This window comes from Vibrio sp. GLN_1, from assembly GCF_043106015.1.
GTDB classification, from domain to species: domain Bacteria; phylum Pseudomonadota; class Gammaproteobacteria; order Enterobacterales; family Vibrionaceae; genus Vibrio; species Vibrio parahaemolyticus.
In genome coordinates, this window is record NZ_JBICMD010000030.1 from 39,704 (window position 1) to 61,224 (window position 21,521).

The 21,521-nt window shown below is 45.7% G+C and carries 19 protein-coding genes; 4 read left to right on the forward strand and 15 right to left on the reverse strand.

What is annotated here, in order from left to right; all coding sequences use genetic code 11:
- Window positions 1-10: 10 nt before the first annotated feature.
- The 13 genes from atpA to ACF8OV_RS13115 all read right to left on the reverse strand — a co-directional run bounded on the left by atpA (window position 11) and on the right by ACF8OV_RS13115 (window position 11,208).
- Entirely contained in the window at window positions 11-1,552 is a 1,542-nt protein-coding gene (gene atpA, locus ACF8OV_RS13055) for a F0F1 ATP synthase subunit alpha (protein ID WP_005457301.1), read from the reverse strand.
- Between the two features lie 13 nt (window positions 1,553-1,565).
- Window positions 1,566-2,099, reverse strand: coding sequence for a F0F1 ATP synthase subunit delta (gene atpH / locus ACF8OV_RS13060; RefSeq protein WP_005481164.1), 534 nt, complete (start codon window positions 2,097-2,099; stop codon window positions 1,566-1,568).
- A 14-nt stretch (window positions 2,100-2,113) separates the two neighbouring features.
- Window positions 2,114-2,584, reverse strand: a complete 471-nt coding sequence (gene atpF, locus ACF8OV_RS13065) for a F0F1 ATP synthase subunit B (RefSeq protein WP_005458451.1) — start codon at window positions 2,582-2,584, stop codon at window positions 2,114-2,116.
- A gap of 71 nt (window positions 2,585-2,655) precedes the next feature.
- A complete protein-coding gene (gene atpE, locus ACF8OV_RS13070) occupies window positions 2,656-2,910 on the reverse strand; it encodes a F0F1 ATP synthase subunit C (protein ID WP_002540812.1) in 255 nt (84 codons plus the stop codon).
- A gap of 55 nt (window positions 2,911-2,965) precedes the next feature.
- Window positions 2,966-3,778 carry a F0F1 ATP synthase subunit A gene (gene atpB / locus ACF8OV_RS13075; protein ID WP_005458499.1) on the reverse strand — a complete coding sequence of 271 codons (813 nt, stop codon included), beginning with the start codon at window positions 3,776-3,778 and terminating at the stop codon, window positions 2,966-2,968.
- A gap of 8 nt (window positions 3,779-3,786) precedes the next feature.
- A complete protein-coding gene (locus tag ACF8OV_RS13080) occupies window positions 3,787-4,176 on the reverse strand; it encodes a F0F1 ATP synthase subunit I (protein ID WP_005458481.1) in 390 nt (129 codons plus the stop codon).
- A gap of 190 nt (window positions 4,177-4,366) precedes the next feature.
- The gene (locus tag ACF8OV_RS13085; protein WP_020904419.1) at window positions 4,367-5,248 is read right to left on the reverse strand and encodes a ParB/RepB/Spo0J family partition protein; all 882 of its coding nucleotides are present in this window, start codon (window positions 5,246-5,248) and stop codon (window positions 4,367-4,369) included.
- Between the two features lie 23 nt (window positions 5,249-5,271).
- Window positions 5,272-6,045 carry a ParA family protein gene (locus ACF8OV_RS13090; RefSeq protein WP_005458453.1) on the reverse strand — a complete coding sequence of 258 codons (774 nt, stop codon included), beginning with the start codon at window positions 6,043-6,045 and terminating at the stop codon, window positions 5,272-5,274.
- Window positions 6,046-6,055: 10 nt separating this feature from the next.
- Entirely contained in the window at window positions 6,056-6,691 is a 636-nt protein-coding gene (gene rsmG / locus ACF8OV_RS13095; protein WP_005458456.1) for a 16S rRNA (guanine(527)-N(7))-methyltransferase RsmG, read from the reverse strand.
- Window positions 6,688-8,586: a tRNA uridine-5-carboxymethylaminomethyl(34) synthesis enzyme MnmG gene (gene mnmG / locus ACF8OV_RS13100; protein WP_025789529.1), complete on the reverse strand. Its 1,899-nt coding sequence runs from the start codon at window positions 8,584-8,586 to the stop codon at window positions 6,688-6,690. The genes rsmG and mnmG overlap by 4 nt, the downstream gene beginning before the upstream one ends.
- Before the next feature lie 474 nt (window positions 8,587-9,060).
- The gene (mioC, locus tag ACF8OV_RS13105; RefSeq protein WP_020839871.1) at window positions 9,061-9,495 is read right to left on the reverse strand and encodes an FMN-binding protein MioC; all 435 of its coding nucleotides are present in this window, start codon (window positions 9,493-9,495) and stop codon (window positions 9,061-9,063) included.
- A gap of 281 nt (window positions 9,496-9,776) precedes the next feature.
- Window positions 9,777-10,622: a hypothetical protein gene (locus ACF8OV_RS13110; protein WP_276446826.1), complete on the reverse strand. Its 846-nt coding sequence runs from the start codon at window positions 10,620-10,622 to the stop codon at window positions 9,777-9,779.
- Window positions 10,623-10,824: 202 nt separating this feature from the next.
- Window positions 10,825-11,208: a hypothetical protein gene (locus ACF8OV_RS13115; RefSeq protein WP_392404373.1), complete on the reverse strand. Its 384-nt coding sequence runs from the start codon at window positions 11,206-11,208 to the stop codon at window positions 10,825-10,827.
- A 103-nt stretch (window positions 11,209-11,311) separates the two neighbouring features.
- Here ACF8OV_RS13115 and ACF8OV_RS13120 point away from each other — a divergent pair, with 103 nt between their 5' ends.
- Window positions 11,312-11,638, forward strand: a complete 327-nt coding sequence (locus tag ACF8OV_RS13120; RefSeq protein ID WP_129830482.1) for a helix-turn-helix domain-containing protein — start codon at window positions 11,312-11,314, stop codon at window positions 11,636-11,638.
- A gap of 225 nt (window positions 11,639-11,863) precedes the next feature.
- Here ACF8OV_RS13120 and ACF8OV_RS13125 read toward each other — a convergent pair whose 3' ends face one another.
- On the reverse strand, window positions 11,864-12,367 hold the full coding sequence (locus tag ACF8OV_RS13125; RefSeq protein ID WP_276446824.1) for a hypothetical protein: 504 nt from the start codon (window positions 12,365-12,367) through the stop codon (window positions 11,864-11,866).
- Window positions 12,360-12,932 (reverse strand): conjugative transfer protein MobI(A/C), encoded by a 573-nt coding sequence (gene mobI / locus ACF8OV_RS13130; RefSeq protein WP_057619102.1) that lies wholly within the window; start codon window positions 12,930-12,932, stop codon window positions 12,360-12,362. The genes ACF8OV_RS13125 and mobI overlap by 8 nt, the downstream gene beginning before the upstream one ends.
- A gap of 610 nt (window positions 12,933-13,542) precedes the next feature.
- Here mobI and dptF point away from each other — a divergent pair.
- Genes dptF through dptH form a run of 3 tightly spaced genes read left to right on the forward strand, consistent with a single transcriptional unit; the run spans window position 13,543 to window position 21,519 of the window.
- Window positions 13,543-15,141, forward strand: coding sequence for a DNA phosphorothioation-dependent restriction protein DptF (dptF, locus tag ACF8OV_RS13135; protein WP_258482956.1), 1,599 nt, complete (start codon window positions 13,543-13,545; stop codon window positions 15,139-15,141).
- On the forward strand, window positions 15,141-16,490 hold the full coding sequence (gene dptG, locus ACF8OV_RS13140) for a DNA phosphorothioation-dependent restriction protein DptG (protein ID WP_258482960.1): 1,350 nt from the start codon (window positions 15,141-15,143) through the stop codon (window positions 16,488-16,490). The genes dptF and dptG overlap by 1 nt, the downstream gene beginning before the upstream one ends.
- Window positions 16,471-21,519, forward strand: a complete 5,049-nt coding sequence (gene dptH / locus ACF8OV_RS13145) for a DNA phosphorothioation-dependent restriction protein DptH (protein ID WP_258482968.1) — start codon at window positions 16,471-16,473, stop codon at window positions 21,517-21,519. The genes dptG and dptH overlap by 20 nt, the downstream gene beginning before the upstream one ends.
- Window positions 21,520-21,521: the final 2 nt, after the last annotated feature.

A 21,521-nucleotide genomic window follows, 5' to 3' on the forward strand; every position in this document is an offset into this window, starting at 1 on the left:
ACCGACCTAATTACCAAGTTTGGGTTGCTTTGAAGTCGTCAGTCAGTTTCTTCAACTGAGCTTCGATTTCATCGTTGTAAGCACCAGACTTGTCGATCTCAGCTGCTAATTCAGCGTATTGACCGCGAGCGTACGATAGTAGAGCCGCCTCGAAATCTAGAACTTTGTTCAGTTCTACATCATCAAGGTAACCGCGCTCTGCCGCGAAGATAACTAGTGCTTGGTCAAATACAGACATTGGAGCGTACTGCTTCTGCTTCATTAGTTCTGTAACTTTTTGACCATGGTCTAGCTGTTTCTTCGTTGCTTCATCAAGGTCAGAAGAGAACTGAGCAAATGCTGCTAGTTCGCGGTATGCAGCTAGTGCTGTACGAATACCACCTGATAGTTTCTTGATGATTTTTGTCTGAGCTGAACCACCTACACGAGATACTGAGATACCTGGGTCAACCGCTGGACGTACACCTGCGTTGAATAGCTCAGTTTGTAGGAAGATCTGACCATCGGTAATCGAGATTACGTTAGTCGGTACGAATGCTGAAACGTCACCTGCTTGAGTTTCGATGATAGGAAGAGCAGTCAAAGAACCAGTCTTACCTTTCACTTCACCGTTAGTGAAACGCTCTACGTACTCTTCGTTTACACGAGCTGCACGCTCTAGTAGACGTGAGTGTAAGTAGAATACGTCACCTGGGAATGCCTCACGGCCTGGTGGACGTTTTAGTAGTAGAGAGATCTGACGGTAAGCTACCGCTTGTTTAGATAGATCATCGTAAACAATCAGTGCGTCTTCGCCGCGATCGCGGAAGTATTCGCCCATCGCACAACCTGCATATGGCGCTAGGTATTGTAGCGCTGCAGATTCAGAAGCAGATGCAACAACAACGATAGTGTTTGCTAGCGCGCCGTGCTCTTCTAGTTTGCGAACTACGTTAGCGATAGTCGATGCTTTCTGACCGATTGCTACGTAGATTGAGAAAATACCAGAGTTTTTCTGGTTGATGATCGCATCGATCGCCATTGCTGTTTTACCAGTCTGACGGTCACCGATTACAAGCTCACGCTGACCACGACCGATAGGGATCATTGAGTCAACTGATTTGTAGCCCGTTTGTACAGGTTGGTCTACCGATTTACGGTCGATTACACCTGGTGCGATCACTTCTACAGGTGAAGTCAATTTCGCTTCGATTGGACCTTTACCATCGATAGGCTCACCCAGCGTGTTTACTACGCGGCCTAGTAGTTCTGGACCAACTGGCACTTCAAGAATGCGGCCAGTACCTGTAACTTTCATGCCTTCCTTAAGGTCAGCATATGGGCCCATTACTACCGCACCAACCGAGTCACGCTCAAGGTTAAGTGCCAGTGCATAACGGCCACCCGGTAATTCAATCATTTCACCTTGCATCACGTCCGCTAGGCCGTGGATGCGGATGATACCATCGCTTACCGATACGATAGTACCCTCGTTGCGAGCTTCACTAACAACTTCGAAAGATTCGATACGCTGTTTGATCAGATCGCTAATTTCCGTGGAATTAAGTTGCATGCTCCAATCCCCATTAAGACTGCAATGCATCGCTCAGGCGGTTCAAACGACCACGCGCTGAGTCATCGATGACTAGGTCTCCGGCTCGAATAATAACCCCACCAAGTAGGGTCTCATCTACACTGCAATTCAGCTTCACTTTGCGTTCAAGACGCGCTTCAAGTTTGCTGCCAATATTTGCAAGTTGTTCATCAGAAAGTTCTGATGCTGAAATGACTTCAACATCGATTTCTTTCTCATGCTCTTTCTTCAGAATGAAGAATTGCTCACAAACATCAGGAAGGGCCGCTAAACGACCATTCTCAGCCATCACCTTAAGAAGGTTTTGACCGTGCGCATCAACTTGTTCACCACAAACTGCAACAAAGATTTCTGCCATTTTTTCAGCAGAGAATGAACTGGTTAGAAGCTCATTCATTTGTTCGTTTTTGGCAACTTCAGCAGCAAAAGACAGCATTTGACCCCATTGGTCTAGCTGGCCCTTATCTACCGCAAAGTCGAAGGCTGCTTTAGCATAGGGGCGTGCGATTGTAGTCAAATCAGACATATGCGCCCCCAGACTTAAAGTTTTGCAGTAATGTTGTCGAGAATATCTTTTTGCGCATCTTTATCGATTGTACGCTCAAGGATTTTCTCAGCACCAGCTACAGCCAGAGTAGCAACTTGTTTGCGCAGCTCATCGCGTGCACGATTACGTTCAGCTTCAAGTTCTGCTTCCGCTTGCGCTAGGATTTTCTGGCGTTCTGCCTGAGCTTCCTCGCGAGCTTCATCAATAATTTGAGACTTACGCTTGTTCGCTTGTTCGATGATCTCAGTTGCTGTGCGCTTCGCTTCTTTCAACTGATCAGAAGCGTTGGCTTGTGCTAGATCCAAGTCTTTAGCAGCACGTTCAGCTGCTTGAAGGCCATCAGCGATTTTTTTCTGACGTTCTTCAATCGCTTGCATCAATGGTGGCCATACATACTTCATGCAGAACCACACAAATAGTGCGAACGAGATTGCTTGACCTAGCAGAGTTGCGTTTATGTTCACAACAGCTACCCCTCTATTTGGACTTAGTGTTAATCAGTGACAAGCTAAAGCTTGTCCCGAGTTAAAGGTGATTAACCTAGTTGACCAACGAATGGGTTTGCAAATGTGAATAGTAGCGCGATTACGATACCGATCATTGGAACCGCATCAAGTAGACCTGCGATGATGAACATCTTAACTTGTAGCATAGGAGCCATTTCTGGTTGACGTGCTGCACCTTCTAGGAATTTACCACCTAGTAGTGCGAAACCAATCGCTGTACCAAGAGAAGCAAGACCGACGATAATACCTACGGCGATTGCAGAAAAGCTCAGTAAAGTTTCCATTACTATCTCCAATTTATAGTTGTTGGCTTAGTGCCCAAATAAAAAGCTTAAAAAATTAATGATCAGAGTCTTCGTGTGCCATTGACAGGTAAACAATTGTCAACATCATAAATACGAAGGCTTGAATCGTAATAACCAAGATATGGAAGATTGCCCACGGTAGTGAACCCATCCATTGTAAGTACCATGGTAGCATTGCCGCACAAAGAATGAATACAACCTCACCCGCAAACATGTTACCGAATAGACGCATACCAAGTGAAAGAGGTTTCGCAAGTAGCGATACCACTTCGATCAGTAGGTTAAACGGAATCATCAGTGGGTGATTGAATGGATGTAGAGCAAGTTCTTTTGCGAATCCACCTAGACCTTTCACTTTGATGCTGTAGTAGATCATCAATGCGAAAACGCCTAGAGCCATAGCCATGGTGATATTCACATCAGCAGAAGGTACGACCTTAAGGTAAGGAATACCTAGCCAATGCTCTGCTGGGTATGGTAAGAAGTCGATCGGGACTAAGTCCATCACGTTCATCAAAAATACCCAACAAAAGATAGTCAGTGCTAAAGGCGCGATCAGTGGGTTGCGTCCATGGAACGTGTCTTTGACGTTATCGGCGACAAATTCAACGATCATTTCTACAGCACACTGAAGCTTACCCGGTACACCCGCTGTTGTTCTCTTTGCTACTTTGTAAAAAATTCCGAGGAAGATTAAACCAGTAAACCAAGAAAAAAACAGGCTATCGATATGTACGTTCCAGAAACTTGTCTCCGACCCTACTAAGCCTAACTTATACAGCGATAGGTTAGAAAGGTGGTGGGCAATGTATCCGGACGATGTTAGCGCTTCACCTGGCGCAGCCATAACTCATCCTATTTTTTGTTGTTAATGAATAGCACTGGTGCACAGATATTAATACCTAGTACCAGCAAATAGGTTAGTTTGAGGGGAACGAGTTCCACCTGCATATACATGTAGGCAACGTAGAACAGTGCAACCGTGATGAGAATTTTCAGTACTTCGCCCGTGTAGAAGGACGCAGCGATGCGCTTGGCAGCGCGAGCCCCACTAAACATAAAAGCACATAGCGCGAATACTGCATTGGCGACAACAAAGATGCCACCACCAATCAACGCTGAAATTCCCCATTCAGGATTTACGGCTACCGCCATTCCTGCTGCCACAAAAATAACCGCGCCAGACTGGATCATTAACAATTGCCTTGCGAGCTCTCGTCCTGGTCTAGCTAACGCAGCTACCATGTATTCGTACCTCTAGTAATATCCACTTCGCACTAATTCTCTATGTGCAGGGAAATTGGCGAAAATTATACGTTCAGTCGGAGTTAATGCAATTATATTGCATCAAAAACTTACAGTTTTGTTTACAAAACGACAACTTTCGCACAAAATTCGATTAATTAGATTAATTGACCTAAATCAATTATCTCATCTAGGCCTCTAGCTTGGCAATTAGTTGGTCTAATTTGTGAGGCTCATCAATACTTATCGTCAACTTCGCTTTTCCGTTTGCAGAACGGCTTAAGGAAACCTTCGCATCAAGTAGTTGACTCAATTTATGCGACATTTGCTCGGCTTCGGTATCTTCTTGTTGAGCTTTTTGCTCATTTTGTGGGGCTAAGCACTTTTTTACTAACTGTTCGGTTTGTCGAACCGTCATTTGCTTTTTTGCCACCATTTGAGCCACTTCGACTTGCTGTTCACCTTCCAGTGCCAGCAGCGCACGAGCATGACCCATTTCAAGTTGTTTCTCCGCCACCAAGCGTTTGACGTCGGCATCCAATTGGTTGAGACGCAACAAGTTACTCACGGTAGTTCTTGACTTACCAATCACATCCGCCACTTGCTGATGCGTTAGCATGAACTCATCTTGCAGGCGCTCCAATGCTTGCGCCTCTTCAATCACATTCAAGTCTTCACGCTGAATGTTTTCGATCAAAGCCATAGCAATAGCTGCGCGGTCTTCAACTTTCTTAACCAAGCAAGGCACGCGTTTCAGGCCAGCTTGTTTCGCGGCACGCCAGCGACGTTCGCCAGCGATGATCTCAAACTGTCCGCCAACAACCTGACGAACCACGATCGGCTGGATAATGCCTTGCGATTGAATAGAAGCCGCTAATTCTTCAAGCGCTTCAGGTGCCATATCTTTACGCGGTTGGTAGATCCCCGGCTGTAATTGGCCAATGGCTAATTCAGTGAGTTCACCGTCTGCTGACAAGGCTTGGCTTTGCGATGCAATTTGCTGTTTTTCACGAGCAAACGAACTGGTCGACAACAACGCATCCAGTCCTTTTCCTAGACCACGCTTAGACATGGATTGAATTCCTTAGGTTAGAGTTAAACTGGGATTTCTTCGCGGCGGAGCATTTCGCCCGCTAGAGCAAGATACGCTTTGGCGCCGGCTGAGTACTTGTCGTAGTACATCGCTGGTTTACCGTGACTTGGGGCTTCTGCCAAACGCACATTACGCGGGATGACAGTACGGTAGACTTTATTGCCAAAGTGCTTTTTAAGTTGGTCGGATACTTCATTAGACAGGCGGTTGCGCGGGTCGTACATCGTACGCAGTAAACCTTCAATCTTGAGGTTTTCGTTTACCACAGCCGCTAACTTGCTGATCGTATCCATAAGAGCAGTTAAACCTTCTAACGCAAAGTATTCACATTGCATCGGCACCAGCACAGAGTCGGCTGCAGCCATAGCATTGATTGTAAGAAGGTTTAGAGAAGGAGGACAATCAATAAAGATGAAATCATAGTTATCGCGAACTGTCGACAGTGCGTTTTTCAAACGAACTTCTCGCGCGAACACTTCCATCAATTTGATCTCAGCTGCCGTTACGTCTCCGTTGGCAGCAATTAGATCGTACTTCCCTGTCGTTTGAGTACAGACCACTTGATCAAATGGGGTTTCCTCCACCAAAAGATCGTATGCGGTGGCGTCAACCATGTATTTGTCGACACCACTGGCCATCGTAGCATTGCCTTGAGGGTCGAGATCGATCACCAAAACCTTGCGCTTTGTTGCCGCCATCGAAGCCGCTAAGTTAATGCACGTTGTTGTTTTGCCGACCCCACCTTTCTGGTTGGCGATTGCTACAATTTTACCCACGACTACCTCGCTAATTTTCCTTGCGCGATAAGATTACTAGATGACGATCGCCTTCCAACTCAGGAACAGCTAAAGATATGATCTCGGTCACACTACACCATTCAGGAAGCAGATCCATTTCATCTTTAGGGTGCTGTCCTTTCAACGCAAGAAAGACGCCGTCTTGTTCTTTCGGCAAATGGTGGCACCATTCCACCATGTCCGTCATTGAAGCAAAAGCTCGACTCAAAACGCCATCAAATTTTTCTTCCGGTTGGAATTCTTCGACGCGACTTTGAATTGGTGTCACGTTTTTCAAACCTAACGTGTGGACAACTTGCTTGATAAAACGGATGCGCTTACCGAGGCTATCGAGCAGAAAGAACGTTTTCTCCGGATGCATGATCGCCAAAGGAATACCTGGCAATCCTGGGCCAGTGCCCACATCGATAAAACGTTCACCTTGCAGATGCGTGCCGACCACGATGCTATCAAGGATATGTTTCACTAACATCTCTAAAGGATCGCGAACCGAAGTTAGGTTGTACGCTTTGTTCCACTTATCGAGCAGCTCAACGTAACCGACTAACTGCTCTCGTTGTTTTTCTGAAACGTCTAAATCGGTCTGTGCAATCAGTGAATCAAGCTTGGTTCGTAGTGCACTCATTGCTCTTCCTCGCCTTTTTTCAGCAAGCCGTGCTTCTTCAGATGCACAAGAAGAATTGAAATCGCTGCAGGCGTAATGCCGGAAATACGCGAAGCAATGCCAATACTTTCCGGTTTGGCTTCGCTCAGTTTCGCAACCACTTCGTTCGACAAACCTTTTACGTCTTTGTAATCCAAATCCGCAGGCAGTTTTGTGTGTTCGTGGCGAAGTGATTTTTCGATCTCTTCTTGCTGACGCTTGATGTAACCGTCGTATTTCACCTGAATTTCTACTTGTTCTGCCGCTTGTTGATCTTCAAGAGCAGGAGCAAAGGCATCAAGTTGAGTCAATTGTGAGTATGAGATCTCTGGACGACGCAAAAGATCCTCACCACTTGCTTCACGCGCCATTGGCGTTTTCAGCAGTTTGTTCAGTTCATCAATGCCCGCCGAGTTTGGGTTTACCCAAGTAGACTTCAGACGCTGACGCTCGGTTTCCATGTTCTCGATTTTTTCGTTGAAACGCGCCCAACGAACATCATCAATCAAGCCAAGTTCACGAGCTTTTTCTGTCAAACGAAGGTCGGCGTTGTCTTCTCGAAGCAATAGGCGGTATTCCGCGCGAGAAGTGAACATGCGGTACGGTTCTTTGGTACCCATGGTCGACAAATCATCAATCAGAACGCCCATGTATGCTTGGTCACGGCGCGGGCTCCAGCCTTCCTTGCCTTGGCTGTACAAACTTGCGTTCAAACCCGCCATTAAGCCTTGTGCCGCAGCTTCTTCGTAGCCTGTTGTACCGTTGATTTGGCCAGCAAAGAATAGACCACTGATGAATTTAGTCTCGTAAGTTTGCTTCAAATCACGTGGATCGAAGAAATCGTACTCAATCGCGTAACCAGGACGAACAATGTGTGCATTCTCGAAGCCTTTCATTGAACGAACGATTTGAACTTGAACATCAAACGGCAAGCTGGTGGAGATACCATTTGGGTATAACTCGTGCGTGGTAAGACCTTCAGGTTCAATGAAAATTTGGTGGCTGTTCTTATCCGCAAAGCGCATCACTTTGTCTTCGATAGACGGACAGTAACGTGGGCCAATTCCTTCGATCACACCTGCGTACATTGGGCTACGATCTAGGTTATTGCGGATCACTTCATGAGTTTGTTCATTGGTATGCGTAATGAAACAAGGAATTTGACGCGGATGGTGTTCGCGTTTACCCATGAATGAGAAAACTGGTGTTGGGTTGTCACCGTGTTGCGCTTCTAGCACTGAGAAATCAACCGTGCGAGCATCAATACGTGGTGGTGTTCCCGTTTTTAGACGATCCACTCGGAATGGCAACTCACGTAAGCGATCCGCCAATGCGATCGATGGTGGATCCCCAGCGCGACCGCCTGAAGAACTTTCCATACCAATGTGGATCTTACCACCAAGGAAAGTACCTACGGTCAGCACAACCGCTTTGGCACGGAATTTAAGACCCATTTGAGTCACAACGCCAACAACACGATCTTGTTCAACAATCAGATCATCAACCGATTGCTGGAACAGAGTTAGGTTTGGCGCGTTTTCTAATGCGTTGCGTACGTACGCTTTGTACAGAGCGCGATCGGCTTGAGCTCGAGTAGCTCGTACTGCAGGACCTTTCGAAGCATTTAGTGTACGAAATTGAATACCTGCATGGTCGATAGCTTCTGCCATCAAACCGCCCATAGCATCCACTTCTTTTACTAAGTGGCCTTTACCGATACCACCAATCGCCGGATTACAAGACATCTGGCCTAATGTATCGATGTTATGGGTAAGGAGAAGAGTTTTTTGTCCTGTGCGTGCAGATGCGAGCGCGGCTTCCGTTCCTGCGTGTCCGCCACCGACAACAATGACGTCAAAGTTTTCGTGATAAAGCATGAACTGACCTCAGGTATTCAAAGGATTTAATGGACAGATAAAGGAGCAGTATTTTACCTGCTTTATGCCAGAGAGAAAATCGTTTTCTCGTTTTTCCGTTTTAGGCTTCAAGATAAATATATATAAGATCTATATATATGATCTTTTATTGGATCTATTATTAGGATCGACAACTTCTGTGGATAAGTGAAAAATGATCAACAAGATCATGGATCTTCTTTGGATCATATCTTGTGATCATGGTTGGATCTGATCGAGGATTACCTGGGATCAAAAATGGGGTTTATACACAGGGGCTAAAATAGATCAAAGTTGTTATTTGGATAACTAAAGGAAAACCACTGGATCTTACCTGACTTATCCACAGACGGTTTGGGTGTTTTTTGTTCGGTTGAAAAGTTTTTTTCTACGGAAGGTTATTCACAGAGGGGAAATCAGAGCCGCATTGCGACTCTGTAAGAGATGAGTCTGGGGTTAAAAGCGCTCGATATTCTCTTTTAACCATGCTTCTGCAGCATCTTCTGGGACGTCATGAGCCAGTACATCAATCAGCAAGCAATCTGCAATCGGCGTTGCGCCAATATCTTCTAACAAGTCGTAAGCGTGCTTACCGGCAGCGCAGAACGTATCGTAGCTCGAATCACCAATCGCAATGACTGCAAACTTCACGTCTGCCATCTTAGGTGGCGTATTTTGCAATGCTGCGATGAAAGGTTGAATATTGTCTGGATATTCCCCCGCACCGTGGGTGGAGGTGATCACAAGCCAAGTCCCTTGGTTATCGATCTCGTCTAATGACGGTTGGTTGTGGATCGTGGTTTCAAATCCTTGTTCAACGAGCAGATCGCTCAGGTGATCACCGACGTATTCCGCACCACCAAGAGTGCTACCTGTAATAATGTGGATCATACTTCTTCCTTTTGAATGCAATGGACACGATGTGAGTCGCGAATGGATGTGTCCATATAAAAAGAAACGCGGCACTAAAACAAGGTTTTGTGCCGCGTATTGGATTATTTACCGATACAGAAAGTAAAGTTTCCCGTAATAGCTGGCCTCGCGCGACGTCTTGGGGACCGATTGGGGACCAAATTGCAATTTATGGTCAAATACTTACTTCCCAAGATGACTTCCATCATAGATCAGGATGGGAAAAGTGGGAATGGTGGGAAACCGGATCAGCTTTCACCTTATTTCTCCTCAGCAACGATAAACAAGAGTGGTTTTCCACTCTCTAGCAGGTAAGGTGCGGTGATCGTCTGTTTATCAAAGTGAATGTTGCCTTTTGCTATATAGATGAAGATCCAATCGGGCAACTTACTACTAATAGCAGCATAAAGTGCATCAGAAGGGATGTCACTATTCTTGCCTGGCGAAATTCTAAATCTCTGGTAGTAGACGTGATGGTTGGATTCAAATGCAAAACTTTCCTGTCCATCGTTGACGAAAGATGGTGACATTGTTCTTCTCGGTTCGAAAACTTCAGCGGTGATGTAGCATAGGTCCTGGTTTGTCATACCAGCTTGGTATTTTGGACATTGGTAGTCTGCACTATGGAAGTAGAACTCTATCTTTTGTTCTGAATTGCCATTCGTGCGCTCATAGTGAATAGATTGTTCTTGAAGCACGGTTTCGATGGCTGTGTTGAAGTGGTAGAGCAACTTTTGCTGTGCGTCTCGAGCGGATGTCGCTCCTTGTATAGGCATCCAAGCAATAATGCTGTTTCGCGAAGCGGTATCAGGCTGTTCCAGCAATGACGTTAGCAAACCAAGGCTTAGTCCTTCACTTAACTCAAGTCCCGCGCCTACTGAAGACGTGAGCAACAATGTATTTCCTGCGGCAGCTTTCGCGAGCTTAAATGCCTCAAAATCTTTCATTGGAATGACTTTGTCTTCGGTTTGGTAGAGCCCACCTGCATGAGCAATGTTATGAGCACGGCTGTGGCTGTTGTCATATTGGATAGGAGTTGATGTAGAGGCGCATCCAGTGAGCAAAATGAGTAACGATAATGGAGTGAACCTAGCCTTCGGTTTCATGAGAAATTTCCTTTTCAAAACAATTTGATTTTGCAGTTATTTATCGGGTGATCACCAAATAGACACATTGTGGATAAGCAGGAAATATCTTTTGATCTTTAAACTCACAAGTTGTTGATCGGGGGCTTTGCTATGGATCGTGGATCATTTTGTTATTACGATCCTTCCCAGTAGGAGCGAAAGTGATCATCACCTACCCATATCAATCAATCTTCCAGCCATAAGTTTCACCTGTCATGTCAAAGTGCCTGTTCTTCATCAACAAACCAGTGCTTGGGTTGATGCGTCGAGGCGCTCTCTTAACGTAAGACGAGTCATTGAGCGGAATGTTCTGTTGGTGCAAATGCCAGACATGAATGAAGAAGTAGGTGAGGGCGGCGGCACTAGCGAATAGCCAGTTTATATAAAAGAGTACAAACCAAAATAACAACGCGATGTACTTATTTTTGTGGATAACATCCAGAGGCTTATGTAGCCAAATAACGCTTGGGAAGGCCATCAACATCACACCCCAGCTTTGATATACAGTCACTAACGCACCAAGACAAAAAACGCAAAAGAGCGCAAAATTTACCAATGTCTTCATGCCATTCTCTCCGCTAATCAAATTTATGCTTAGTTATCCTAAGTATACAGGTATAATAAAAACTTAGAAAATCTAAGCATCAAAGGTTGATGATGATTCTCACTTGTCTAGAACAAACGTATTCCCACAGCGCCTTAAACAGGCTAGAAATCGAGTTGGCATCAGCCAAAGAGAACTCGGTATCCGTTTGGGTATGGATCCAAGTTCTGCGAGTGGCCGAATGAATCATTATGAAAAAGGCCGCCACATGCCTGATGTCGGTACACTCAAGAAGCTGGCAGAAGAGTTGGGTGTACCTGTTGCATTTTTCTTCTCTGACTCTGATAGTTCAGCTGAGCTGGCTTGCCTAATAGAACAGCTGAATGAAAAGGAAAAACAAGCACTCATCACTCAGCTCAAGCAAGAGCTGGATAAGTCAGATAGCACTTAGTTCTACTTCTCCCGCCCAGCGTACCAGAAGACGCCACCTACAGCCGCTACCGTCAATAGTAAGCCACACAACCATATCCAAAGTTCCATAAGACTTCCTCGATCATTTGTTTATCTTTAGCTTAGCTTTCCTAAGTATCTACTACCTAAATTTTACCACCGATTTTGAAAATGCAAGCTCAAGCGGAAAAGCTCCATGCCGAGAGGAATGGAGCAAGCAAACACGTTAAGTATTATATTTTTCTATGGCTTTGGAGAGCTCTTTTACTGCTTGGTTTAGTGTGCTCATGCGGGCGACTCGCTGATTGAGCTTTTCTAACTCATCGAGCAAGTGCAAATACAGCGGGAGCTCCCAGTCCATAGCGTTTGAAAAACGTCTCAATACCCCTTCGGATACTTCTTTTTCTTCAAGCTCTTCGTCTGGATAGCGATGAAGAATGAGGCGATACCATGTGATCTCTGGTAAGCCTTTTGATTTTTTGACTTTGAATTTGTAGCGTATTGGATATTTCACTTTGTACTCAGCTGTCAGAGCTTTGCACAGCTTTTCCAATCGTGCTTCAAGGTCTTTGGCCGCAACCATTAGTATCTTCGATTCATCAGCGACAAATAGAGGTAAATCTTTTATTAATTTTGGCTGTGGTGATTGTTCTGGCAGAGCAATATCAAAATCTGATAGATCTAGCTCTCCCCAATAGTTTGTGATGCCAACGGCAGGTTCTTTAGTCATGTTGCATCTCCATTTTTTTGAAGTGTTTATGTAGCTTGTGAAGTCGTTTTGTACAGGTTTGGGCTTTCTTCTTGATGGCTAGAATTTCATGGCGTATTTCACGGACGAGAGCAAAGCCATCTTCGGTGTAGTCGATAAGATCTGACTCCCACTCCTTATTGGATTTTGAAAACCGTCCCTTTGGGTAGCGAAAACCTTTGCCTTTGCGGATATGTGTAGAGCGAACGCGGTACTTTTTATTGTGTCGCTGCGCCATTTGATTCTCACTCATGTACCAGTTGTGATGCCATGCCGCTTCGAATGCGTTGTTACGATTACGGACTCTACAGGCAAAATGACCGGGTATTGTGTCTTTGTAAGAGCGGTGGATTCGCCAGAAGTTGTTGGCGTAGCAACTTGCTAAAAACTCCAGCAAATAAGGCTCTTGATCAGTAAAATGCTCGACTTGTGCCAGAGCATTGAGTGATTGTGAAAGTGCTAGCTCGAAAGCTTGCTTTTCTTCGGTTGGTTCGCGCTGCTGCGCCATTTTATGCCAGCGATAAGCTGCGCTGTTCTCATCTAACATCGCTAGATTACTCCTTGGTTTTGCTTGTTCGTCACCAATTACCGTAACCCAGACGTCCTTTAGCTATAACACGCGAAGTTGCCCATTTGGGGCGTTAGATATTTGTCCCATATCCCAGCAGTTAAAGCAGCAATAGAAGATATTCCTTTCCTGGGAGCTGACCTGTTGCTTTCCAGATCTCTATCTTTGTGGGAGGTCGAAGCTAATAATCCATGACTTGTTAATGACGGTTGTTGGGATGCTGATACTCACAGTCCAGTATTTGTGGGAGATAGCTTAAGATTTTTGTGTGTTCTGGGATTTGATGAGTGGTAATCCAATTATTGTGGGGTGTTGGAGGAATTTATTGTTGATGCTCCTGGCAACTTTCACATGTGAAAGCCCATGGGGCTGCACGTGGAGTGCTGTGAGCAAGAGTGCTTTTGGGTTGCTTTTCGGTAAGTAAAGAGAAGTGGTACATGAAAAAATAGATTGAAAAGCTATCCTTAGATAGCACTTCATCGGCTTTTGTCCATTATCATGGCACTCTATATTCGTATTGAAATCACAGTAATACAGTGCATTTTTTAGTAATATGTAACCTATTGATTATTTGAAGGAATAATGACCGTTGAAATTTGCACAAGCTCTCAGCATTCTCTCAAAGTCTTCACCGTATGCGGTCAGTACTGAGAGAGAGCAGAATCAAGATTACCTCGCTGAATACAAGCGCTACATCTACATCAAGACAGATATAGAAGCGGATTTTAAGAAAGCTCTCTTATCGGCCAAGCCCAATCAAATCATCTTCCTTTGCGGAAGTAGCGGTGATGGCAAATCCGAGATCTTGACGCAATACAGCCAAAAGCATAAAGCGACCCATGATTTTCATTTAGATGCGACACACAGCTTCAATCCAAGTCAGACTGCCATTCAAGCTCTCGATCAGCGCTTCTCCGAGTTCAAGCAAAGCAACAAGCCACTCGTTGTGGGTATCAACGTGGGTATGTTGGGCAACTACGCAGAAGAAGGCTCTGAAGAACATAGCGACATCAAAAAGGTGGTTAGAGACTTTCTCTCCCGCAAGCGTTCGAAAATTCCAGAGCAGTACGTGTTCTTGGATTTTGAAGACTATCCAAAATTCACCTTCGATGCAGAGGGCAGTGCATCAGACTTTGCTGAGCAGTTTCTAAAAAGATTGACGGCACAGACGCTTGAAAACCCGTTCTATGTGCTTTACGACAATGAGCGTAAATCTCGAGGACATACTCGCCTGACCTCTAACTATGCGCTTCTTAGTCGGCCAGCAGTTCAGGAATCCCTGATTGGATTACTACTCAAAGCTCGCCTTATCAAAGATCAGTTCCTCACGGCCCGAGCTTTATTGGATTTCATTTTTCAGTTGCTCGCAGCGGATGGCTACTTGTTCGACAACTTGTTTGCAGGCAGCGATAACGAGCTGTTATCCCGCATTCAGGGTTTTGACCCAAGCAATCTGCACACGCGTACAGTCGATGAGTTTGTGCTTCAGCATGGGCTGGGCATTGAAGATGAGCGGTTCTGTGCATTTAGGTCAAAAATTAACGAGCTTGGTTTTTACGAGGTAACCGAAGCAACGTCTTTCCTTCGCCTTTTCTATTTGCTTCGGGGTGACAACGAGCTCAGCAATGAGTTTGTAACGCCTATCCAAAACGAGTTTACAAACAATCTGGTAGAAACCTATGCATCTGTTTGGATGTTACATCGTAATTTCGATGGTTCAGGAAAGATGCGTAAAGAGCTTGGTAGTTTCTATAAGGAAACCCTGATCTCAGCGCTTCACCGCTATTGCAACCGTCATGCCCCAACACTCGATAAAGACGAGTATTTAGTCTCTGAGCTTAATGGCTACAAAACGGCGGTGTCTCTTGAAGTTAAGCCTGATTTTTCAGCAATACAAAACAACGTACTCGAAAAAATAGGCACCTTCAATGCGTATTTGAAAGTCGGTGATAAGTCGCTTAAGCCAATGCCGATTAGTGTCAGGCTGCTAGAGCTGCTCGTGAAAATTGGTCAAGGGTACCGCCCTAACAAGCATGACAAAAATGCAGTGCTTTTACTTGATGAAGCACTGGAGCAGATGCTGACAGTCGCTAAGCAAAAAGAGACCTTGTTTATCCTGAAGGGTGATAAGCGCTACAAAATCGTGAAAGAAGAAAGTGACTATTTTGAAGTGAGTGGTATGCGCTAATGACGACCGATAATTTCACATTACCGATAAAGGCTGGTTTGCCACAAACTGCTGCCGACAAGTTCCAAAACAAGAACATCTTGAACAGTTACATCCCCATTCGAACCAAAGGCAACGACTTTGATTGGTCTTCTGTTGTGGGGTTGGTGCTTCGCGGATTACTTCGTAAAAAAATCGAAAAGTATACCTACCTAGATTTCGCAGCGGATTGTAAAGCCAACTTACAAAGCAAACTGGACGAGGAAGATTTTTGGGAAGTACTGGAAGATATGTATTTTGCCAACCGAGACATCTTCTCGGTAAGCCCAGAATTTTTGTTGTTTAAGAGTCAGAAAAGTGAGTGCAAAGCAGGCGATCTACGTGTGGCATCTCTCTTTATCAACCTGTTAAATGGTCGACAAATTGAGCAGTTTGATGCCAACTTGAACTTCATCGAACAAGAGCTGTTAGAAACCCTGCGTTCCAAAACCAAACCAGATACCGACAAATCACTACGTGCTTCGGAAGCGCCCTATTTGCCATACATGGCCGAGGCATTTAAACGTGATCTCGAATTTTTAACCACGTATCCCAAATACCTGCTGGATGAGTTTGAACAATTCTTGGCATTTTACGGGTTTGCTTACACGGCTCAGCTCAGTCTATCGCTATCTGATTGGAAAACCGGTGAAGCCCCCAAAGCAAAACCGCTCTATTTCATCATGGATCATGAACGCGCCAGCGGTGAGCGAATTCATGTGAAAAAGCACGGCTACAAGCTCTTTAGTGAGTCTTCTTTCAAGCTGTTTCCTGTCCTTTCTATGTTGGAAAACATCCAGCCCAATCCGGACGAAACGAAGAAGCCTTTATGGCAGCTGGCGAGAGATATCGAAAACTCGCAAAGAAGCGACCTGGCTGATCAAATTAAAAACTATGCGCTGATGTTCCGAGCCAACCGCAAACTGGACACTGATATTCCTAGGGACGCAGTAACGGCCATTGATTGGCTGGCATACGCGTTAAAGCTAGCAGAAGAGCAGTTCCGGGACCCGAAAACAGACCGACCAGCCATTATCAAAAAGTACATGACTGAGGTTGAGAAGAATATGGCCGCTGACTTTGTGCAAGCCCGCGGTCGCTCAGGCCGAGTGCTTGTCCTTACGCAGGACCATATTATTTTGCTGACCAACCTGGTGGTGGGCAAAGAAGAGAAGCTCCGCTTCCATGAGCTAGTTCTCGGCTTTCAGGATAGGGGAATATTTGTTGATAAGCAGACAGAGCAAGAGCTTATCAAGTTCTATGAACGAATTGGTAACGTTGAACGCATGAGTGATAGTGGAGATGCAGTGTATGTGCGCAAAACAATTTGAATCGTTTCTGGTTGAGCAGTTTTTACTGCATGCGGAAGGAAACATACGCGCAGGCTATCGCTACCAGTTTAACTCACCTGATCACGGTAACAGCCAGCGTTTGTTTGATGCGTTACTCCGTCGTAAGGACGGTGAGATTATAGTTAGTAACAAGGTGGCGTTGAGCTACGTGAGCGTCCAAGGCTGCAAAGTGGTTCCTGTGCTTCATGGCGAAGAAGACGGAGAAAGCGGGTTTACCGAGAACTATATTTCTCACCTGCGTGATGAAATCGCAAGCCAAGAAGGTGCTCTGAAGGGCTGTGCGCTGGTGGTCATTCACAACAGCCGCCTTGATACCCTTATCAACTCAGCGGAAGACTTGGGGCAGCCTGGGCAAGTTTGGAGCCCTGAGAACATCAAAGTCGCACTTAGCGGTTTTATTGAACAAACTGACAAATCCCGAGATGTGTCACTTTGCCTGCTGGATGACCAGTTTGACGCGATCCTAGAAGATGGCGCGACCATGTTTGGCTTCGAATCGCTGTACAAAGCGGTCGAAGATGGCGAGCTTTGTTTTAGTGAACTCGGGATGTTCGATGATCCTTTTGTCGCGGAGCTATCTGGTAATCGAAAGCAGATCAAACAACGGCTGGAAGAGAACCGCGCGCTTTACCAAGAGTTGTCGTTTGAAGTCGAGCACTTTGGTCAGCAACTCGAAGAAAGACTGAAAGGCTTTAGCAGCAAGTTTATCAAAGAACATTTTTCTGACGATGGTTGGAAAGATGTGGAGTTTGAAACTTATCGAGAAGAGATCAAAAAGAACAAGATTCAGCACCTTAAGCATGAAGGTGAAGAAGAGACCAATGATGCGCAAGTCATTGGTCGCTACCCAAAAGAAACCAAAGCGGGCTTGCGTGACCGTCACCTGATCATTGCCCTCGAGGAAGGACAAAGTGAGTTTGAACTTAAACTGAGCTTTTCTGGCACCAGCGATTTAAGCAAAGAACAGTTTAAAGTCTCGCCAGCGAATGCACTAGGCAAGCAAGAGGTCATCAGTACGCGCCTAACCAGTAAAGGAGCAAACGCCACTCTAGCGGCCAGTTATGCTAATGAGCCTCTGTTTTTCACGCTAGCATTGAAGCGTGACAATACCTCTGAAAATCATAACTTCCGTTGCTTGGTCGTCAGAAAAGGCGAGTTTGACCTCGAGGCATTTAAAAACATTTTCGTCGTTGAGCCTTCGAAAAAACGCCTTACCTTGAAAACAGAAGATAACAGCCTGGTTATCAACCCCGCGCTAACTGTAAGCCGAAGCCTAGATGATGTTGGTGAAGTGGTTGACCGCGCAGAATTTGGTGTTGTCGATTTTGAATCTTTGGCTAACGAGTCAGAAGATATCGGTTTTGCGGTGAAATCAGGTGATAACGCACTGGCATTTCGCATAGTGGGTGAGACGGTAGAAAGCAGCTTGTCCTTCCCACTGCTGCTTAACCAATCGCGCTTCCATAAGTTGTTTGATGATGACGTGTTTGGCGAGCTTTACCCGAGTAAAGATGTTGTCGCGATTGATAATAGCGAATTTCGCGTTATGGAGCCGCGCATTAGCTTAATTCGTTGGGAAGAACGTTTCGTTCAGCAAAAGCAAGTCTATCTGGCCGAATCCAACAGCATGACGTTGGAACAGTTAAGGTCTATTGATGACAATCTCCACTCTGCATACCAAGCGCTGTTTGACTATCTAGCAAGCCGAAGAACAACGATTTCGCTGGTTTCGTGGGGGCCTCAATTTACCGCACTCGTGAAAGCGACCGTGGATGCATTCCTTGATTATTTCAATGCGATCCCAACTGGCGGCATGCTCACCAAAGAGCAAAAGCTGGTGATGCAAATCGGTTTGGTTCGCGAGAATGGCGAAGAATACTACTCGCCTTTTCACCCGCTGGTGCTGGCGTACTACTTAAATCTTTTCAATGAGATGCAAAAAGATGACAGCTTTGCTGACTTGCCAACGGTCACATTCAATCGCTTGGGTCCAAGCGGCTTGCTGCCGTATGTCTATCACCCCAAGCATGAATTTGCTTACAACCAGCAAGTGACCGAAAACGGATTCTGGGTTAAAAGTGTTCCGCATCAGAAAAGTTGTCTGAAGTTCGTTCGCAAGCTGGTTAAAGAGAAGATCAACGAGTTCCAGAAAGCGTTTCGCCACTTGTTTACCGGCTCAGAGAAAAGTGTGCTGGTGAATGCCGTGAATCAAGATCGTGCAGAGGAGCTATTCCTCGGTTTGGTCGACTATGTAAAAGACAACCTAGATAAAGCGGCGTCAATCCATGTCAACCTCTACGATGATGCGCTGGTTTTCAACGCATTTGATCAGTTTGCAGAAACGTCTAACTACGAAGAGCTAAAGTCTTGGCTGGAGTTGGACCGCAGAAAAGTGCGTGAAAACGCCGACACCATTATCGATATTCTTCGTACCCGCCTAACTTACAGCAAATTCACTAATGCCCACAGCGAGCGCGAAGGGCAAGCTTACTCGCACCTGTCATTTTTCAGAAACAACGACAACGTGAAGCTAACGACCTTGAGCGTTGACGACATGGCGAGCGGTATTGCGTGTGATGGTCTGTTAACGGGCGACGCCTCCAAGAGTGATGAAGGCTCATACTTCACTGCATTTGGTTTGCAAAACGTTCAATACCGTAACCAACCGCACCTAGAAATGGCGAAGTATGTTGGTTCGTTAATGGAGCCAGCATTAAAGCCAAGCACGCAATACACGGGTGCCAATGCTCCTGCGCTTGCGGTCAGTGAAGACTTTAAATCGCTGCTAGAGCGCTCTTATGACAGCTCCATTTGGACCACCATCATTGACCCTAAAGTGACGCTGGACTTCTTCCACGCCAATCAAGATGTCGTGCTTATCCATTATTCCGATCAGTACACCAGCTCTGCCAGTTACGATGCCATTACGGTAACCGCTCAGCGTGGATTGTTCGAAAGGGTGGTGGCGCAAAGTGGCGGTGGTCAAATCAACGAGTTCACTGCCTTCAACGGTGATTGGCTTCTGAAGATGATGACCTGCAACGACACCATTCGCAAAGAGCGCACTGGCATTATCGGTGCCTATAAGTTTGCGACCTGTCTAGTGCATAAATCTGATATCACTTGGGTGCCGCTCTCAGTGGGTGAGATGATCCGCGTATCAGGCAATATCGGACTGAAAATGACGGACAGTGATTTCTCACGCAACGTGCAGGGATATAAAAAAGGCGCGATTTCAGATGATGTATTGCTGGTGGGCTTTAAAGAAGGCAACCTTTATCTGCTTCCTGTCGAAGTGAAAGCAGGCTCCACGCCAGACTACAAAAAAGCAGTACAGCAAGCGAATGAGCTTCGCCGCTATCTAACAGAGCTTTTGAGCGATGAGACACTGGCGTCGAAGCTATACCGAGGCTTGTTTATCCGCCAGGTGTTGATGCAAATCGACAAATACCGTATCTACAACGTATTCAGCAATGACTATTTCGAAGCTCTGCTGGCAGAGAAAGAAGAGTGGCTGCGCGGCAACTACGCGATCGCGGAGCTTGAGAACTATCCGGCAGGTCTAGTAGTTAGCCACCTTGAAAGCGGAAGCTGTTTCGAACCTGGCTATAACATGCAAGATGGCGTTTTGAAGGTTGACCTTCCGATGTCTTTGCTGCCTTCACTGGTGCAACACCCGCTTCAAGTGCTAATGAACGAAAAGGACATCGCGCAGATCTGCCATGTGCCCGCGGAGTATATGTTGGTGGGGCAGACAGCTTTGAAAAAAGAAGAGTCACTCGTCCCATTAGACGTTATGGTCGATAAGCCAGAGAATTTAAAACCGAACCTCCAAACTGAGGTTCCGTCAAAGTTAGCTGCAGAGCCAACCCCAGATTATGCGAGCGAATGCCGAGTGGAGATTGGTCAGAATACACTTACCGGCGAAAAAGTTTTCTGGGAGTACGGGCATAAAGATCTAGCAAACCGCCACCTGATCATTTTTGGTAGCTCAGGGCAGGGTAAAACCTACTGTATCCAAGGTTTGTTAATGAGCTTGGCCGATGCTCAAATTCGATCGCTGGTGATTGATTATACAAACGGCTTCTTGCCGAATCACCTTGAGCCGGAGTTCATTGAAAGATTGAACCCTAAGTCCAACATCCTTTGTAATGAGCCATTCGGCATGTCGCCATTCAGAGCTCAGAAGCAAGATTTCGGTGGGATTTTCATCGAAGAGAAGCCTCACATGGTTGCTGGAAGGGTTGCCTCTGTTTTTAACAAGGTATATTCGACTATTGGCGAGCGCCAGATAGCAGTGCTCAATGAAGTTATTGAGTTTGGTGTGCAGCGCCATGGCAGTACTTACAGTTTGCAAAATATGTTGGATGACCTAAATGAGGAAGAAACCGCTGGTCCTGCGCTTGCAAGCAAGCTGGCTCCTCTGGTCAAGTCCAACTTGTTTTCATCTGACAGTGATAAAAGCTGGAAAGATGTGTTCGAGAGTGAAACACACAACTCAACAATTATGCAGCTTGCGTCGCTTAACCACGATATTTCAATGCTCTGTACTGAGTTTTTGCTTTGGGATTTATATTCCTACGCTTGTAGCTACGGTAGTAAGGAAAACCCGCTACCTATCGTATTAGATGAAGTGCAGAACCTCGATCATCGCCTTGAGAGTCCACTTGGTAAAATGCTAACTGAAGGGCGTAAGTTTGGAGTATCTCTGATTCTTGCGACTCAAACGCTAAGTATGCTGCGCAAAGATGAGCAAGATCGCTTGTTCCAGGCGTCTCACAAGCTGTTTTTTGCACCAGCGAAAACAGAGACAAAGACCTACGCGAAAATTCTTGAACTGAGTATGCCAGGAACAAAGCAGGTTGAGTGGGAAAAGCAACTTGGTGACCTATCCAAAGGACAGTGTTTATCAGTTGGCTACCATTTGGATAACGGTCAGCTGAAGATGAGCGTTAAGAAAGTGAAGGTTTCTTCCATGTCATCCCGCCTAAATAATTCTGAAGATTGAGC